The sequence below is a fragment of the Acinetobacter bereziniae genome (assembly GCF_016576965.1).
Classification (GTDB): Bacteria; Pseudomonadota; Gammaproteobacteria; order Pseudomonadales; family Moraxellaceae; genus Acinetobacter; species Acinetobacter bereziniae.
On the sequence record NZ_CP066119.1, the window covers coordinates 185,736 to 202,536 of the forward strand.

Annotated in this window: 18 protein-coding genes and 2 pseudogenes; 10 read left to right on the plus strand and 10 right to left on the minus strand. The window is 37.8% G+C overall.

Features of this window, described 5'->3' with window-relative positions; all coding sequences use genetic code 11:
• Positions 1-66: 66 nt before the first annotated feature.
• Positions 67-654 (minus strand): DUF4291 domain-containing protein, encoded by a 588-nt coding sequence (locus I9192_RS00860; RefSeq protein WP_005034571.1) that lies wholly within the window; start codon positions 652-654, stop codon positions 67-69.
• Between the two features lie 225 nt (positions 655-879).
• Between I9192_RS00860 and I9192_RS00865 the strand changes: the two genes are divergently transcribed.
• Complete coding sequence (locus I9192_RS00865; RefSeq protein ID WP_005034568.1) at positions 880-1,179, plus strand: hypothetical protein; 300 nt, start codon at positions 880-882, stop codon at positions 1,177-1,179.
• 4 nt (positions 1,180-1,183) lie between these two features.
• On the opposite strand, the gene I9192_RS00870 is transcribed toward I9192_RS00865, so the two are convergent.
• Positions 1,184-1,627: an ATP-binding protein gene (locus I9192_RS00870; protein ID WP_005034566.1), complete on the minus strand. Its 444-nt coding sequence runs from the start codon at positions 1,625-1,627 to the stop codon at positions 1,184-1,186.
• A 94-nt stretch (positions 1,628-1,721) separates the two neighbouring features.
• Between I9192_RS00870 and I9192_RS00875 the strand changes: the two are divergent.
• The 3 genes and pseudogenes from I9192_RS00875 to I9192_RS00885 all read left to right on the plus strand — a co-directional run.
• Positions 1,722-2,027, plus strand: a pseudogene (locus I9192_RS00875) (hypothetical protein); the annotation flags it as partial.
• A 121-nt stretch (positions 2,028-2,148) separates the two neighbouring features.
• Positions 2,149-3,405 carry a transposase gene (locus tag I9192_RS00880; protein ID WP_005034183.1) on the plus strand — a complete coding sequence of 419 codons (1,257 nt, stop codon included), beginning with the start codon at positions 2,149-2,151 and terminating at the stop codon, positions 3,403-3,405.
• A 40-nt stretch (positions 3,406-3,445) separates the two neighbouring features.
• A pseudogene (locus tag I9192_RS00885) lies at positions 3,446-3,631 on the plus strand (hypothetical protein); the annotation flags it as partial.
• 21 nt (positions 3,632-3,652) lie between these two features.
• Here the strand turns inward: I9192_RS00885 and I9192_RS00890 are convergent.
• The 5 genes from I9192_RS00890 to I9192_RS00910 all read right to left on the minus strand — a co-directional run bounded on the left by I9192_RS00890 (position 3,653) and on the right by I9192_RS00910 (position 7,932).
• Complete coding sequence (locus I9192_RS00890; RefSeq protein WP_005034561.1) at positions 3,653-4,261, minus strand: hypothetical protein; 609 nt, start codon at positions 4,259-4,261, stop codon at positions 3,653-3,655.
• A gap of 261 nt (positions 4,262-4,522) precedes the next feature.
• Positions 4,523-5,068, minus strand: a complete 546-nt coding sequence (locus I9192_RS00895) for a glutathione peroxidase (protein WP_004831969.1) — start codon at positions 5,066-5,068, stop codon at positions 4,523-4,525.
• Between the two features lie 153 nt (positions 5,069-5,221).
• Positions 5,222-5,746, minus strand: coding sequence for a hypothetical protein (locus I9192_RS00900; RefSeq protein ID WP_200150057.1), 525 nt, complete (start codon positions 5,744-5,746; stop codon positions 5,222-5,224).
• A 183-nt stretch (positions 5,747-5,929) separates the two neighbouring features.
• Positions 5,930-6,676 carry a helix-turn-helix domain-containing protein gene (locus tag I9192_RS00905; protein ID WP_005034555.1) on the minus strand — a complete coding sequence of 249 codons (747 nt, stop codon included), beginning with the start codon at positions 6,674-6,676 and terminating at the stop codon, positions 5,930-5,932.
• A gap of 11 nt (positions 6,677-6,687) precedes the next feature.
• The gene (locus I9192_RS00910) at positions 6,688-7,932 is read right to left on the minus strand and encodes an MFS transporter (protein ID WP_200150058.1); all 1,245 of its coding nucleotides are present in this window, start codon (positions 7,930-7,932) and stop codon (positions 6,688-6,690) included.
• 140 nt (positions 7,933-8,072) lie between these two features.
• Here I9192_RS00910 and I9192_RS00915 point away from each other — a divergent pair, with 140 nt between their 5' ends.
• Together I9192_RS00915 and I9192_RS00920 are read left to right on the plus strand one after the other, a co-directional pair.
• Complete coding sequence (locus I9192_RS00915) at positions 8,073-8,717, plus strand: TetR/AcrR family transcriptional regulator (RefSeq protein WP_005034551.1); 645 nt, start codon at positions 8,073-8,075, stop codon at positions 8,715-8,717.
• Between the two features lie 156 nt (positions 8,718-8,873).
• Complete coding sequence (locus I9192_RS00920; RefSeq protein ID WP_004831959.1) at positions 8,874-9,773, plus strand: DMT family transporter; 900 nt, start codon at positions 8,874-8,876, stop codon at positions 9,771-9,773.
• Positions 9,774-10,203: 430 nt separating this feature from the next.
• On the opposite strand, the gene I9192_RS00925 is transcribed toward I9192_RS00920, so the two are convergent.
• The 3 genes from I9192_RS00925 to I9192_RS00935 are packed head-to-tail and all read right to left on the minus strand — an operon-like array spanning position 10,204 to position 13,123.
• Positions 10,204-10,773 (minus strand): L-threonylcarbamoyladenylate synthase, encoded by a 570-nt coding sequence (locus I9192_RS00925; protein WP_005034549.1) that lies wholly within the window; start codon positions 10,771-10,773, stop codon positions 10,204-10,206.
• 47 nt (positions 10,774-10,820) lie between these two features.
• A complete protein-coding gene (dprA, locus tag I9192_RS00930) occupies positions 10,821-11,948 on the minus strand; it encodes a DNA-processing protein DprA (RefSeq protein ID WP_005034547.1) in 1,128 nt (375 codons plus the stop codon).
• A 23-nt stretch (positions 11,949-11,971) separates the two neighbouring features.
• Positions 11,972-13,123, minus strand: coding sequence for a LysM peptidoglycan-binding domain-containing protein (locus tag I9192_RS00935; protein ID WP_005034545.1), 1,152 nt, complete (start codon positions 13,121-13,123; stop codon positions 11,972-11,974).
• 123 nt (positions 13,124-13,246) lie between these two features.
• On the opposite strand from I9192_RS00935, the gene def reads away from it, so the two are divergent.
• From def to I9192_RS00955, 4 genes are all read left to right on the plus strand, one after another.
• On the plus strand, positions 13,247-13,777 hold the full coding sequence (gene def, locus I9192_RS00940; RefSeq protein ID WP_004831951.1) for a peptide deformylase: 531 nt from the start codon (positions 13,247-13,249) through the stop codon (positions 13,775-13,777).
• A gap of 68 nt (positions 13,778-13,845) precedes the next feature.
• Entirely contained in the window at positions 13,846-14,349 is a 504-nt protein-coding gene (locus I9192_RS00945; protein ID WP_370469256.1) for a DUF2946 family protein, read from the plus strand.
• Between the two features lie 82 nt (positions 14,350-14,431).
• Positions 14,432-16,516, plus strand: a complete 2,085-nt coding sequence (locus I9192_RS00950) for a TonB-dependent copper receptor (protein ID WP_005034542.1) — start codon at positions 14,432-14,434, stop codon at positions 16,514-16,516.
• A gap of 25 nt (positions 16,517-16,541) precedes the next feature.
• Positions 16,542-16,784 (plus strand): DUF4199 domain-containing protein, encoded by a 243-nt coding sequence (locus tag I9192_RS00955; protein ID WP_005034540.1) that lies wholly within the window; start codon positions 16,542-16,544, stop codon positions 16,782-16,784.
• Positions 16,785-16,801: the final 17 nt, after the last annotated feature.

Consider the following 16,801-nt stretch of genomic DNA (forward strand, 5'->3'; position numbering starts at 1 on the left):
TAGATCGAAAAGTTCATTAAAGTTAATAATGTACGAAGTATTAGATACAAAGTATATGCATTGTTATTAAAGTTCACCCACTTTTTTACTAATATTTGGAAGATACAGAGTTTCTTTAGGTAACAAAGCCGTTGCTTCATCCAATTTTCCATCAAAAACCAACTGATGTACATGTTGCGCTTCTTGGGTAATGTCTGTGATATTCACAATCCAATCCTGAATATAGTGTTGAACGGCTTCACCTGTTAACCCAATTTGAATTGCACGATAGTCCAAAGGTTCTAAGTATAGATTTCTTTCTGGATCCCATTGAATACGTACTGGATGTTGATCTTTAAAATGTTGCCAAGTTTCATTGTCCATGTGTTCAGCTTTATGGCTTGTACAACTATGTTCTAAAGCCCAATCGAAACCTTGTTTAGATATATCAATCGCAAGTATGCTTTTCTGTCCTTCATCTTTATAACCCCATCCACAGCGATACATCATCCATAAATAAGATGGTTTAATCCAAGTCATACGGCTTTCTTTAAAAAATGGATTATTTAAGAAACCATGTTTTACCGCATGTTGTGCAAGGGGAGGATTGTATGCTTGATAAACGCGTATGGTATTTTCGGCTTGAAATGCACGTATTTGTTTAAAATTATTCATTTTTCTCCAATAGAAATTGTGTTTTTATAAATTGTTTTTTTAGCAAGATGCTTAAGTTCTTTTGTTGTCTCTTGAATTATTCTATATGAAATTTTATTAATTGGCAATATGACACTTTAAAATTTATTATAAAGCTAAGTGATTTGATACATTTTTTGCTAAAGTCGAATTTTCAATTCATTGCTAAGTTTATATGTTAAAACATTGTATTTAGAATAAATCACTATGCACCTCATTGACCAACAAGCACACTTTTGGGAACTCTACCAAGCCCAAGACCAATACTATCTCAGTATTGCTGTCGATATGAGCTCAGTTGTATCTTGTTGGGATATTGCACTCACTGAAGCAGATATTGCGCAATATCAGCACAAAGGACGAATTGCAATCGAAGATTTGGCAAATTCAATTGTGGCAGAAACCTATCGTGGTGATTTTTCCAATTTAGAACGCAATAAAGTCCCTGTACAAATTCAACAACAAATGCAAATGGCATTTAAAGTATGGAAAACAGCGCAAGACTAAATTTTTATAGATCAACAGGCTGAATTGCAAAACCATCGTTTGGAATGAGTTTTACTTTAAATAACGTATCAAAGCCTTCAGAAATTTTGGGAATTTCAAGTTTATAAAAGGTCGCTTTTACTCCCTTTTCGGGAATATTGGCTTTACCTGAGCGTTGAGCATTACGCTGTAAAGTACGGTCGAGGTCTGTTTCAAAATAATAAGAAATAACTTGAAAACCTACAGCTTTGGCACGTTGAATATAACGGGCGCGATCTATCTGGCGCATGTTGGTATTGTCGATCACAATTTTGGTTTTTGAAGCCAACTCTGCTTCAAAGATCATATTCTCACGATGCCTTGTTTTCAGCATATCTAAATTGATACGTAAATGCGTATGGTAAAAATAGTGTTGATAAAATGTTGATTTACCAGAAGCTTGTACACCTGTGAATAGAATCAGTTGCATGAAACACTACAAAAATACGATGAATTCCGTATTAAACCATGTTTATGAATTTTGCTACAATTGATTCAATGTTGAGAACGCTTATAAATCTAAAATGAAAAAATATACTCAATTTCGCTCTATATTTTCCGTATTTATTTTCGGCAGTCTGAGTGCTTGTCAAAGTCAGTTTGTCACTACACCGAACCTACCCACTGAAGCCAATTTGGTGGCAAATTCAGTCAATAATGGTTTGGAAACGGAGTTGAATATTGATTATATTATTGCCTTTAAAAACTTAAAAATGGCATATGGTCAATGTGTTGCTTTTACTGGTGAACATGAGTTTGTATTTACTGACAATAAATTAGAACAAGATCTGGAAATGGGGACTTTATTCGCACGTACAGAGGGTGGAGCCTCATATGCGCCGAGTTAAGAGTTAAAGCATTGGAAAACATTAATAAATTTGTGATGATGGTGTGGCAGATATTAACCTCTTACTGTGAATATTTACCAACAACCATCATTAAGTCACAATCATGAATGTATTTGAACAATTAATGCAAGCCCTTCCTACTCATTTTTCCGAACTCGCTTACCAACATGAAGCATTTCAACGCATTAGAAAAATCAAAAGCCCTGAAGAACTTTTTCAAATTATCATGTTGTATTGTGTACACGATTTATCATTGAAAAGCTGTGCAGGCGTGTTTGCTCAAACATATGGTCGTCTGTCCGATGATGCGATTAAAGAACGATTATGTAAGAGCATAAACTGGATTAAATCACTCATAATTCATATGTTTAAAATCACACACCGACAAAGTGACGACAGCTTACGTTTTGTAATCGTTGATAGTACAAGCATCCAAGAACGCGGTGCAGATGGAGCGACATATCGCTTACATACAGCAATGGACTTATGGAATTTATCTTTACTTGAAGTTGTACTCAGTACTCGTAAAGTCGCAGAAAGTTTACAACATCATAGGTTTGAGAAAGGAGATGTGGTGATTGCCGATCGTGGCTACAGTCGCACAAAAACCATCCTTCCTGTTGTTGATATGGGGGTAGAAATAGTGATTCGGTACAACCCAAATTCGATGCTGACTTATGAAAAAATAATAAAAAACGATCATATAGAGTTCAAACAAATAGATTGGCAAGAAAAATTAAATCAAAATTCTAATCAACCGCAAGTGATAGAAGCTTGGATGATAGGAGGAACGAAAACAGAGCAAAAATACTACAAAGTATATATTCATGCATTTCCTAGAAGTGAAGCAGACGCAGAGCAAGTACGTCGAAAAATTAAGAGGCAATCCAGTAAAAGGTGTGCAAAGAACCCACCAAAAGCGATCACATTGTATTTGGCTAATTGGATGTTGATCATCAGTACTTTGCCACCAACACGTCTTTCGGCAGAACAAATCAAGAATATTTACCAAGCACGTTGGCAGATTGAAATAGCATTTAAACGACTGAAAAGTATATTAAATATTGATAAGTTACGCGCTAAGAAAGGAAGTATGCTTGCAGAGGTTTATTTATTGGGTAAGTTACTCTATGCGGTCTTATTAGAAAAATTGATTGTGCAAAAATTTCCGCATACAACTTTATTTGAGTTTTGGAATGAACGTCCGTTAAGTCTTTGGCGACCACTCACTCTAATACAAAATCAAGTTAAAGCAGGTTTGATGGCATTGTTTCCGATGCGCTCTGAATTTACAGAGGATATACTTTATAGCCTGTCAGAACGCAGGCGAAAGCGGAAATTACAGTTTATGATCAAATGAATTTATGATGAAATTCAAATAATTGAAGAGTTATTATGGCTTAACTCGGCGCATATGGGGTGGAGCCTATTTATCAAAAACTCTGGTGGAATCTATTGGTAAGAATAGAACCCGATTAACACTATTCTTACCAGTAGGTTATAAATCTGCTCAAGCACGTTTTAAACTTGATGCAAAACGAGCATTAGGACAAGATCCGTCATGTAATGTTGCAAAGCCTATCTAAATGAATCAATCAGATGTCGGATCAACTTTGTTCAGAAGAAGCTGTATCTTTTGAGTTGGGAATCATCATACTGGCAAGTTTAAGCATATCCATCTGAATATTATTCATTTGCTGTTCAATTTTCTTGAAATCAACTTTTGAAATATCCAAGTCGCCATTTAAAAGTGCAGAGTTAAGAAGTTGCTGATTACTCTGTAAAACTTGCTGGCGTAAGCCATCTATTTCCTGACTTTTTAGATCTAGGGAAATTAAAGCAGTGTTAAAGCCCTGTAGCTCTCGACTCAGATCTTTTACAGTTTGTTGTAAGACAACATGATCTTTAGATTGAATAGCTTGTTGCAAATCAGACTGAGTCTGTTGCAGTTTCTCAATATAATCACCCGTTTTTAATTGAACATCGGCGACATCGCGAGCGATATAAAACAGGTTACCCGATTTTAAATCCTCAGCGCTTTTATGGGGCACTTCTGATTTTTGCTCAAGTGCTGAATCAGATGCTTGAGTTGATTCAGTCTGTTGAGTGTCTTGTTGTTGATGTGATTGTTCAGCGGCTTGATTACAGCCCAAAAGTAAAATGCCTGAAGTAAAAATAATAAAAGGTAAAACAGCACCTTGTAGTAACTTTTTCATTGAAATCCAAAATTCATTTGATGGGCTATGTAGTGAATATAGGATGCAAAAATGTAGAGATTGAGGATTGTTGCAAAGGGCATACAGACTGTAACGTGAACCATTCAATTCTTTAAAAGAGTCAAATACGAGTGCAATGGTTGCACTCGTACGCTTATTTAATCGTGAGTATCGAATGTTCTATAAAATGAGGCTAAAGTCTTTAGAGCATCAATTTACGATGTTTAGTATCAAGTTGCGCTGTTATTTAAAGTTGTGTTGTTATTTAGCCAATTCAGCTTCGATTGCTGAAGTGATGCGTGGGTCATCAGCAGTAATATCTGGTGCAAAACGTGCCACAATTTCACCATTTTTTCCAATTAAGAACTTCTCAAAGTTCCAAAGCACTTCTGGTTTAGGATTTGGCGTTAAACCGTAATCGACTAAATCTTTCCACCATGGACCTTCACCAATTCGCTCTGGAATTGAATGAATTAAAGTATCATAGAGCGGGTGCTTGTCATCGCCAGCCACAGAAATTTTTGCAAAAAGTGGGAAGTCGACATTGTAGGTCAATGAACAAAATTGCTCGATCTCATCATTGCTACCGGGTTCTTGAGCAAGAAAGTTATTTGCAGGAAAGCCTAAAACTTCAAATCCTTGATCTTTTTTTTCGGTATAAAGTTTTTCAAGCCCCTCATATTGTGGCGTTAGCCCACATTTAGAAGCAACATTGACAATTAACAGGACTTTACCTTGATATTGATTCAAGGTAACTGGCTCACCTTTGATGGTATTGACTGGAATATCGTATACAGAATTGCTCATGGCTTTATCCTTAAACATTAAGTCTTCAAGTAGAAAAATATGTTTAATGTTTTAACGATATTGCATGATTTCGGCAAGTTGCATTTGTATCTAAGTGCAAATAAAAAAAGCAGATCAAGAGACCTGCTTTTAGCATGAATCAAATTGAATTGATTATGGTGCAGCATTGGCTTTCGTTTGAAGCGCTTGCATTTCAGTTAACAGGCTTTGCTGTAACTCAGTACCTTTCTTTTGAAGTTCCATAATTTTTTGTGGATCTGGTGAACTTGCTAAACCAGCTTCAGACATTTCAACGCCTAGGTTGTTTGATTCTTTCATTTTGTCACGTACTGATGCAACTTCAGTACTCTTAAGTGCTAAACCATCAAGGTCTTTGTTGAAGCCATCAACATAAGTTTTCATTTTATCAACAACGCCTTTCAGCGCATCTTTATCACCTTTTTGAGCAGCTTGCATAACTTCAGTTTGGAAGTTTAATGCTTCTTTTGCTTTCGCTGTAGACATTGTTTGAAGTGCAGTTAAGTCACTTTTGATATCCGCAGCATTGTTGGTGCTGAGTGAAACAGCCGCAGCAGCTGGTTTGCTGTCTGTACCAGACGTAGCATCTGCTGGTTTTTTGTCACACGCAGTTAAAGCCAATGCTGAAGCACATAGCGTAGCAAGTAGTAATTTTTTCATTATAAAACCCTTCATTATTTAAAATTCTTAAGAACCTGACCCTAAGTCTACATATTCATAAAGTTATATGCTTAATTTTGAGCATAAGATGCAAAATGCACAATTTTAAGGCAATTTTCTATAGTATTTTTGTACATAAGCTTAGCAATAAAGTGAAAATTGTCACTCAAAAGAGGTCCTAATCTAAATATTTCGCATCTGAGCAGGTGTCTGCTGTGTATAACGTTTAAAAAATTCAATAAAGCTAGAAGTGTGTTGGTATCCCAATTCTAGGCTGATTTTTTTCACTGAAAAACCTTGTTGAATCAGTGAAATAGCATGAATGATTTTGGCACGATTGCGCCATTCAGACAGAGACAGTTTTAGCGAATCTTGGCTGAGTCGAAGTGCGTGTCGTTCAGTAATTTGAAAGCTATCTAAAATTTCCTGTAAGCCGCGGTTAAATTGTTGGGTATCTGAAAGCTGTTCAAGAATTGGCTTTAAAATGGGATGATTTGTTTGCGGTAAATAGTGTTCATAACAGGGGCTATTTTGAATTTGATCAACCAACAGTTGTAATAGGTGTTGATGATATGTTGGAGAAGGAATTCCTTGCTTTTGCTGATCCAAAATTTCTTCAATGGTATGACGCAAAAATGGTCGAATACTTAATGTTTGTGTGTTGCTTGACAACTGTTGGCAAAGCTGCGGATGAAGACGGATACAAATATAATGTGTTAATAAATCATCGACCGCTGTACAGCAATGTTCAGTTTGCGGGGGAATCCATAAACCATAACTGGGCGGTGATAAATAAGTTTGATCTGCAACTGTCAGCTCTAAAGTACCATTTAGGCTTAAATTGAAGTCACCCCATAAATTACAATGAGGGGTGACGACATCATGTTTCTGATAGAAAAATTCTTCTACGGAAATCAGATTGGAATACATGGTTAAAAGTTTTAACTCTCACATTGCATAGCATTGGTTTCAGTTTTTGGATTATTTAAGCCTCGACTCAAAGTGAAAATTGAAATAAAGGCTAAAAGAATAAAGCTAAGTACACTATACAATAAAATGTTGGCATTAAAATGATCAACAATATAGCCGCCGATCAAAGCACCTGTTGCAATCATTACTTGGAAAAAACCAACAAATAAAGGCATGCCTTTTTCAACTGCATGAGGCGCATGTAAAAACATCCATATATTGGCTGTTGTTGGAAACGCACCAAATGCAAAACCCCACAGCGCAGTCAGAATAAATGCACCAATCGGTTGAATTGCCAAGAGTGGGAAGCCGAAGAACACAATTCCAAAACAAATTGCGACAAAGGCAAAAGTATAGCGAACATTTAAATTACCACTGTAACCAGCAAACGCATTCCCAAATACGCCAGCTACACCAAATAGTAACAAGAGTGAACTGATGGTTGCATTATCAAAACCTGCTGAATTTTTGAAAAATGGTGTGAGATAACTAAATGAAGAAAAGTGAGCTAAACCAATTAATAAGATAATAATTAAACCTTGTCTGGCTTTATTGATTCTTAATAGAGCAGGTAAATCTTTAAAATGGATGGCTGATTCTGGTTTTAGACTCGGGATAAATTTGACACCCAGCAACAACACAATAAATCCAATGACAGCGGTAATGGCAAATGATGTACGCCAACCATAAGCATCACTGAGCCATGTGCCAATTGGCACACCAAGTACAGTCGCTAAAGTTACACCAGCCATAACCGTCGCTGTTGCTTTGGCAATAGGCAGGTGTCTCGGAGCTAAACGACCACTTAAAGCAATGGCAGTTGCCCAGAAGCCACCAATGGCAAAACCAAGAATAAAACGGCTGATTAATAAAATTTCAAAATTCGGTGCAATTGCAGTAATGGCATTGGCAATAACCATGGTTGCAGCAAGGGCGAGTAGCAAATAACGTCGATCTAAATTTTTTACCAGTACGGGTAACAATGGAGCCGCTAAGGCTGCCATGATGCCTGGTAATGTAATCATTAACCCTGCTGTACCCACAGAGACATGCAAATCTGTAGAAATGCTATTCAGAACACCAATAGGAAGGAATTCGCTGGTGACCAAAGCGAAAGCAGTGACAGCAACGGTAAGCAGTGCTAGCCAACTGCCTTGATTACTGGGGGCAACCTCTGATGAAGGTTGTTGCGAAATTTCTGATTGCATCATGTTCATGAATATAGTCCTGATGAAAGCATGAGAATGTGAGAGGGAGTTTTAATTGATTAGCGATCGTTATAAAAATAAAATATTTGATTAATTCTTAGCTGTCAATTAATTTAATAATGTTTGTTATAAAAATATGTGTGAAGATTATGGCGGATTCTGAAGAGCATGATTTAGTCGCGGAAAAACAGGTGATTAAACGCGGACGTGGTCGCCCCAAATGTTTTGATGAGCAACAGGCATTGCACAAAGCGATGTTGTTGTTCTGGGAATTTGGTTATGAGGCGACATCGATGAGTGATTTAACCAAAGCACTCAATCTTACTGCACCGAGTATTTACAGTAGTTTTGGTGATAAATCACAGTTTTTTTATGCCTGTTTAGCCTATTACTTAAAACATGAGGCTTGTTCACTAGATATTATTTTTCAACAAGCCAAGACCGCAAAAATTGCGATTGAACTTTATCTGCATGAAAATCTTAAAAAACTTGTTCAACAGAATAAACCAACAGGCTGTATGTTGGTGACAGCAACCATCAATTGTTCTCAAGAACATGCGCCAATTCAACATGATTTACTACTCAAAAGACAGCAAGTCAAAGAAAGAATTTATCAACGCTTAGAGCAAGGGATAAAAGATGGTGATCTAAATCCACAAGCTGATTTACAAGCAATGGCAGATTATTATTCTACGGTGATCCAAGGTTTAACCATGCAAGCTCGTGATGGTGTGGGGTTAAAACAGTTGCAAAATGTGGTGGCACTGGCAATAAAAACTTGGGACTTATTTTAGGTTTGAGAATATTCGGTAATATCAATACCTTACAGTGATTTGTCTGAAAAACCCTATAGATGTCTGAAATGCCATATTTAAATTGATTCAGACTTCATTGATAATTCTTGCAAGTTCTCATGAATAGTGGAAGTTATGTACACCAACACGAAACCTATGTGGTGGGCAGTCAGTTTACCCATTATCGCTGTCTTGATCTGGTCACTCAATATTGCAGTGACACGTTATGTCACAGATTATATTTCACCTGTCAGTATTAGTTTTTATCGCTGGTTGGTGGCATTTATTCTTTTGACTCCTTTTATGTTGTCTAAGGTCTGGCAGCAACGGGATTTAATCCGTCAACACTTTGTTCAATTTGCCGTACTGAGTGCTTTTGGGATGTTCTTGTACCAAGGTTTGGCATATAGTGCGGCGCATTACACCACTGCAACGAATATGGGGATTATCAATGCCTTTATTCCAGTATTTACGATACTGGTATCGATGATGTTGTTGCGTGAAATTCCAAATCGCTATGCAGTGATCGGGAGCATATTGTCTTTTGCAGGATTAGTGTATGTGATCGGGCGTGGAGATTTTGCTAATTTGACTCAATTGGCAGGTCATTCTGGTGATCTGATCATGGTCTTAGCTGTGTTCTTTTATGCCTTTTATGGCGTATTTTTAAAGAAATGGCAATTAAAAGTGCCCTTACTCCTGAGTCTATATGTACAAATCGCATTTACTTTGATTTATCACTTACCTTTTGTATTTTATTTAGGGATCGATACGATAAATGCGAGTAATGTTGCCAGTGTGCTGTATGCAGGTGCATTCCCATCCCTGATCGCACCTTTACTTTGGATGATGGCGGTTCAATATTTGGGTCCAAATCGAACCAGTATTTTTATGAACTTAATGCCTGTATTTACCGCCATTATTGCGTATTTTTGGTTACATGAAGATTGGACGATTTATCATACAATTGGTGGAATCATCATTTTGGTCGGTATTGCTTTGGCACAAAAAAAGTCACATAGTGTCAAAAAAAGTAAATCTATTTCTGCATCTTAAATTTAAAATGAGTGAAATTTATACGATTAATCAACTATTTTGTGTTCTGATTCAGTATTAAATTCACTCAAAAATTATTTTTAATTAAGAATTTAGCGTTCAAAATCTTAAATAATAAAATAAATTTAACTACTTAAATATATTGCGAGTTTGTAATCAATTGCTGATTATAAAGTATGATTAAAAAATAGGCGGAATAATATGTTTGTATTCGAAAAATATTTATAGGATAATATTTTTCATCGAGCCAATTAAGAATTTCTTAATGAAACTGGCTTACACTGTATTTATCAAATTCATCATACCCTCTGGATGTGATTAACCGCATCCTTTTTTATACTCAGCCAACCCTATATATGGCTGAGTTTTTTTTTGCTTTTTTTAATGTCAATTTTCACAAAAGATGACGTGTTGATTGAGATATTTCTGATTAATCACGAATGATTTGCCCAGTTGAGGCATCAATAATTTTGCTTGGCTCTCGGCTTAAACCTAAATCACCATTTAAATAATTCAATTCTGAGCCAAAATAGTGACTGGCTTCTTGTAGTGAGCGAGCTGGTGTTAAACTTGCAGGATTGGCGCTGGTTGAAACAATAAAACCATTAAATGCATTGCACAAAGCTGTACATAATGGGTGATTGGTGACTCGAACAGCGACTTGTGTATGTTGACCTTTGATCCATTGTGGAATCTGTTCGTCTGCTGGAAGTAACCATGTTGTCGCTCGTTCCGTGTGAGAACGTTGAGTCCAAGATTGTATGATTTGTTCACGAATACTTGAGTCTACATTTGTTAGTAGATGTTCAACTTGCGAAAGCTGACCTGCCAGTAAGATGACCCCTTTTTCAATAGGGCGTTGCTTGAGTCTAAGAATTTCTAAAAATGCATGTTCATTAAATGGGTCGCAACCTAGACCCCATACCGCCTCTGTTGGATAAGCCAATACTTTACCTTGTTGAAGAATTTGTGCAGCTTCAGCAACTGAGGTTGTAATCATTGATGTTCACCTTGTCAGTTCGAAAAAATAGAAGGCTATTGTGAACCTTAATAGCTGACTCGGCAACGTAAGTATAGTCCAGATTGTTGAATGCAGAGTCCCAACAGTTCTAATTCCATCAAATAACTGGTTAATTGTGCGGTGTTGAGTTTGGATTTTTGAGCCAATGTATCTAGGTCTTGCCCAATCCAATCTAGTAATTGGTAGAGTTGGAATAAATATTCAGGAATTTCAGGGGGCTGTGAGTTGGTTTCAGCTTGCTGTGTACATTGCCATTGGGTGGGTAGAGCTAAATCTTCCACAATTTGTTCAGGATGATCAACAAGGATTGCACCCTCACGAATGAGTTGATGGCAACCTTGGTGGTGTTCTCCATAAATATGCCCAGGAATGGCAAAAATAATTTTACCTTGTTCAGCCGCCGTTTGAGCGGTAATTAATGAGCCGCTACCCAATTGTGCTTCTGCGACAAGAACACCTAGACTTAAACCGCTCACAATACGATTTCGATAAGGAAAATTACGTGAAATAGGCTGAGTCTCTGGAAGATACTCACTGATGATGCTTCCAGAATTTTGTAGAATTTGCTCTTGTAACTTTCGATTTTGGCTTGGATAAACTAAATCTAACCCTGTACCAATCACAGCAATGGTTCGCTGGTTTTTGAGACCACCCATATGTGCAGCTTCATCAATTCCTTGCGCTAACCCGCTGGTAATAAAAAAGCCTTTTTCACTTAAATAATAAGCAAAATCATATGCCACTTGTTTTCCATGCGGACTGGCTTTTCGACTACCGACAATTGCAATCTGAGGTTGACTCAAGTTTTGTGAAGACCCTTTTCCAAATAAAATTGGAGGATGGTTTTGATAAGGAAGCAGTTGTTGTGGGTAATTTGAATCGGTATCTAACAGAATAAAATCACTATGTTGTTGGATTTTATCTAAGCATATTTTAAATTGGGATTGTCCTTGTGCTGTTACAAAGACATTGGCTCGCTCGATATGATTTTTATGAATTTTAAGTTCAGACCAGCGGGGTAAGCTTTCTGGAGCTACCGCTTTTGCAATAGAACCAAAATAACTCTCTAGCTTACGGAAGGCGCTGGTTGAGTGTTGAACCAAATACCAAAGTTGAATGGCATTCAATTGATGATCGGGTATTTGATTCAACATATTTACATCACATTACTGAAAAATCACTGATCTGTAATCGCAGGTGGTTTGATCTCAGCACCTATTTTAATCGGTAAGTTGCTTTCTAAAATATAAGCATAACTCAGATGATCAAAACTTTTAAAAATCATCAGTGTACCAATTTGCTGACTTGGTAATTTTACCGATTCCTTGGTTTTTGGATCACGAACAACTTCACCTTGTTGATAAATACTAAATACTTGTCCAGGTTTCGCACCTTGTAAGTTACCGCGATCAATAGTGACCACACTGTGTTGCGCTGCTGTACCAATCGAACCTTGGACACGCACCACTTTACCACCAGTACTCACTTCATTAGTGGTGGTTGGATAGAACAAGCTCGGTAGTTCTGCATCATAGCTAGGAAGAACATAATCACCTTTACGAACTTCGGCATTGTAGCTCTTGGTCAATTCAAGTGTGGTGACATCATTTTCACCCGCCGTTGCGATTGCTGAAGCAACTTCAGATAACTCCAGTCCCGCATTAAACTTTTTACCTTCCGCATTGAGGAACATATAAGGTTTACCTTCGCGGTAAATGCCATAGCGCTGACCTACCACTAAGCCATTTCCGCGTGCATATACGGTTTGACCAGCACCCGTAATCACACGATTATCAGCAGCACCAATGGTATAAGGAATATTTTGTAAAGACTCAGGACTGATGACAATGCTGTGTTCTAGCCACGGTTGAATATCAGATAGAGGAATCACCGAAATTGCACTGTTTAATGACTCCACACGTACTTGTGGACGTAAAGATGTTCCACCTTGATGACGACGAATAATACCCTCACAACCATCACCTTCATCCACGCCGATTAATGGACGACCATCTAAAGTACATAACAGTAATTTATCGCCAGGATAAATCCAGTGTGGATTTTTAACATGTTTATTGCTTGCCCAGATTTCAGGCCAACGCCACGGCTTACTTAAAAATTTCCCTGCGATATCCCATAAGGTATCACCACGTTTCACCACATAAACATTGGGTGCACTGGATTTGAGTGCAGGTGGATTAACATTTGGGCTTGCATGTGTCATTTCCATGTAAGTGAATCCTGCACTTAAACATAGTGTCACAGCAAGTAACTGTTTCTTGAACCCCTTGGCATGAAAACCTGTTATGCCAGTTAAAACCTTTTTCATTATCATAATTCCTAAAATTATGTCTCTATATGCGTTATAATACGCATATTACACACATTTTTTTAATGAAGCATATTCTTCATTTAGTTTTAAGATCAATGGCATAGCAACAGAGGATACAGTATGGCCTTATTACCAATTTTAAGTTTTCCTGATCCCCGTTTACGTACCATTGCAAAACCTGTCGATGCTGTAACTGATGAAATTCGTCAATTAGCAGCTGACATGTTTGAAACCATGTATGAAGCGCCAGGTATTGGTCTGGCTGCTACACAGGTCGATCAACATATTCAACTTATCGTCATGGATTTGTCTGAAAATAAAGACCAACCTATGGTGTTCATTAACCCCAAAATAACACCACTTACAGAAGAAACATTCTCTTATGAAGAGGGATGTCTTTCTGTTCCCCAAATATACGATAAAGTTGAGCGTCCGTCACGAGTTAAAATCGAAGCAATTGACCTTGATGGTAAAGCTTTTGAGCTTGAAGCGGATGAATTATTGGCTGTGTGTATTCAACATGAAATGGACCACTTAAACGGTAAGTTATTTGTTGACTATTTATCTCCGTTGAAGCGTCAACGTGCACGTGAAAAAGTTGAAAAAGTCGTGCGTCAACGTGAAAAGCAGAAAGTTCCTGCAAAACGTTGATATAGAGAATTGAAAGTTAAAAGTTTCTTGAATTTTTCTTCAATACAAAGCCCAATTTTGTTTGGGCTTTGTTATACTCTGGCTCGAAAAATGTTGAGACGAACGTTTTGTTGAGAATAGGTTTACTGCTGGGTTTCACCGCAGTTTTTTTACAGATTGCTGTATTTTTACAGCCTTTGCTACCGAAGCAATATCAAATTGCGCCGGTCTGTGAAACTATTACTCAAGCTTTAGTGCAAAGTCACTTTTATGAGAAACATCAACAAAGTACTCATCATCAACATCATTCGGCTTCTTTGACGCAGGAGGCTTCGGGTCATCAGCATCTGATGGCACATCATGAGCCTGCTGTACAAGAACAGACAAGCCATCATCATGATGCAGGTCACCAATGCCAATACTGTACAGTCTATGGCAATCTGGTTTTACCTCCAGAACTTGAAGTCAAAGAAATCTTAGATCGTATCCAAGTACGTCTGGTTGCATTTCAAAAAGCATTTCGACATGTTTATTTTGTCCTGCAACGCTTATTTTTACTTCCTCAAGGACGCGCTCCGCCCGTTTTCGCTTAAATCAAAACTTTTTTAGGAACTTTTTGTCGAGGTCCTGATGCTGCTTTGTCGCAGCTCATATTTATGATTTAAGAGAAAGAAAATGGCTCAACCTCAATTTTTTTTACAGCCCTTAGCGGCTGCGATTTCTATCGCTTGTTATTCAGTAACCGCTTTTGCTCAAGATCAGCAGGAAACTGCTCAACTCACACCGATTGTTGTGACAGCTCAGCTCAATAATGACGCCAACGGATTGATTGTTCATGCTGATCCTAAACAGCCAATTCAGCCTGTACCTGCAACAGATGGTGCGGACTATCTACAAAGTATCGCGGGTTTTAACGCCATTAAAAGTGGTGGAACCAATGGTGATGTTACGTTCCGTGGCATGTTTGGTACACGAATCAAAATATTGACAGATGGTACAGAAAACTTAGGCGCATGCCCTGCACGAATGGATGCACCAACATCATATATTCAACCTGAAAGCTTTGATCGAATTTCAGTCGTGAAAGGACCACAAACCGTTCAATATGCCAATACAGGTTCAGCAGCAACTGTCATTTTTGAGCGTCAGAAACCAACATTGACTGATGAGAAAAACTATCTCGGTCAAGCCAGTGTTTTGGTCGGATCTTTTGGGCGTTTGGACCACAACATTGAAGCTGCTGTTGGCGACAGTAAAAAATATTTACGTGTCAATGCCAACCGTTCTGAATCCAATAGCTATGAAGATGGTGATGGTCATAAAGTTCCATCTTCTTGGGAGCGCTGGAATACGGACTTGGCTCTGGGATGGACACCCAATGAGGATACTTGGGTTGAACTAACAGGCGGTAAAGCAGATGGTGAGGCTGAATATGCCGGTCGAACCATGGATGGCTCGCAGTTTGCTCGTGAAAGCCTTGGTCTACGTTTTGAGAAAAAAAATCTGAGCCCTGTGATTAAAAAACTCGAAGGGCAGGTTAATTATAGTTATAACGACCATATTATGGATAATTATAGTTTACGTAAGCCAAGTCCTGAATTGGTTATGAATAACAAACATGAGATGGTGTTAAATCATTCCGATATGGAGGTGACACGCCGTACTTTAAATAGCCGTTTAGCCATGACCAGTGAATGGGATAAGTTAAGTTTAATTACAGGGATAGATTCACAATTTAATAAGCATGGTGGAGATATGGTGTCTCCAAAAATGAATATGCCTTTTGCGCTTAATATGAAATTTCAGTCTTATGGTGCATTTGGTGAGTTAGGCTATCAGTTTAATGATGCCTACAAGTTGGTGACAGGTGCTCGTTTAGATCAAGTGAATGTAAAGGATTTAAGAGCAGAATCAAAAGCAAAAGGGCTTAATCTTGAGTTAGATAAAACATTACCAAGTGCCTTTATACGTTTAGAAGGTCAGCATCCTGAACATAATGCCAAGTCTTATATTGGTTTAGGTTATGTGGAACGTGTTCCAGATTATTGGGAGCTTTTTAGTTCAGCTCATGGTAATCCTGGTACACCTAATGCTTTTAACGGCTTAGATACTGAAAAAACTTTACAGTTGGATCTTGGTTATCAATACCAACATGGTCCTTTCAGCGCATGGACATCAGCTTATGCTGGGTTGATTAATGACTTTATTTTATTGAGTTATCATAATCATCCAACAGGTGGAATGGATGGGCATAGTCATGGTTCATCATTTAGTGCGGGTGCAAAAAATGTCGATGCAACCATTGCAGGTGCAGAAGCTGGGGTAGGTTACCAATTTACTGATGCCATTCAAGCTGATCTTAGTGCAATGTATGCATGGGGTGAAAATACCGACACACATCAAGCATTACCACAAATTGCACCATTAGAAGGACGTTTAAACTTACGATATGTGCAAGATCAATATTCTTTTGGATTGTTATGGCGTGCTGTGGCAAAACAAGATCGTATTAGCCTAAACCAAGGTAATATCGTGGGTTATGATACAGGTGAAAGCAAAGGCTTTACCACTTTGGCTCTAAATGCTTCTTACAACATTCAAAAAAATCTGAATTTGTCTGTTGGTGTCGATAATGTATTCGATAAAACCTATACCGAACATTTGAATAAGTTAGGTGTTGGCGCTGATGGTCAAGTCGGCACACAGCAATTTAATAATACTGGGCGTAACTATTGGGCGCGCGTGAGCATGAAATTTTAATTTTACCGAAATATGAGGATGTCATATGAGTAACGACAGTAATAAGTTATCGCCAGAAAAGTCATTTTGGGGATGGAAGTTGCTAGTCATCGCAATTATTTTAAGCTGCATTTTCATGGGAATCTTCTATTTGGCGATTACCAATGAACCTGACTATATGCCAAGTCAAAAACAGAAAGCGGCTGAACAGCACGACATGTCTAAGATGAGTCATGAAGATATGCAAAATATACAGCATTCAGCTTCAGAGCCAAAGCATAATCATTGATGATGTGAAAATCTTAA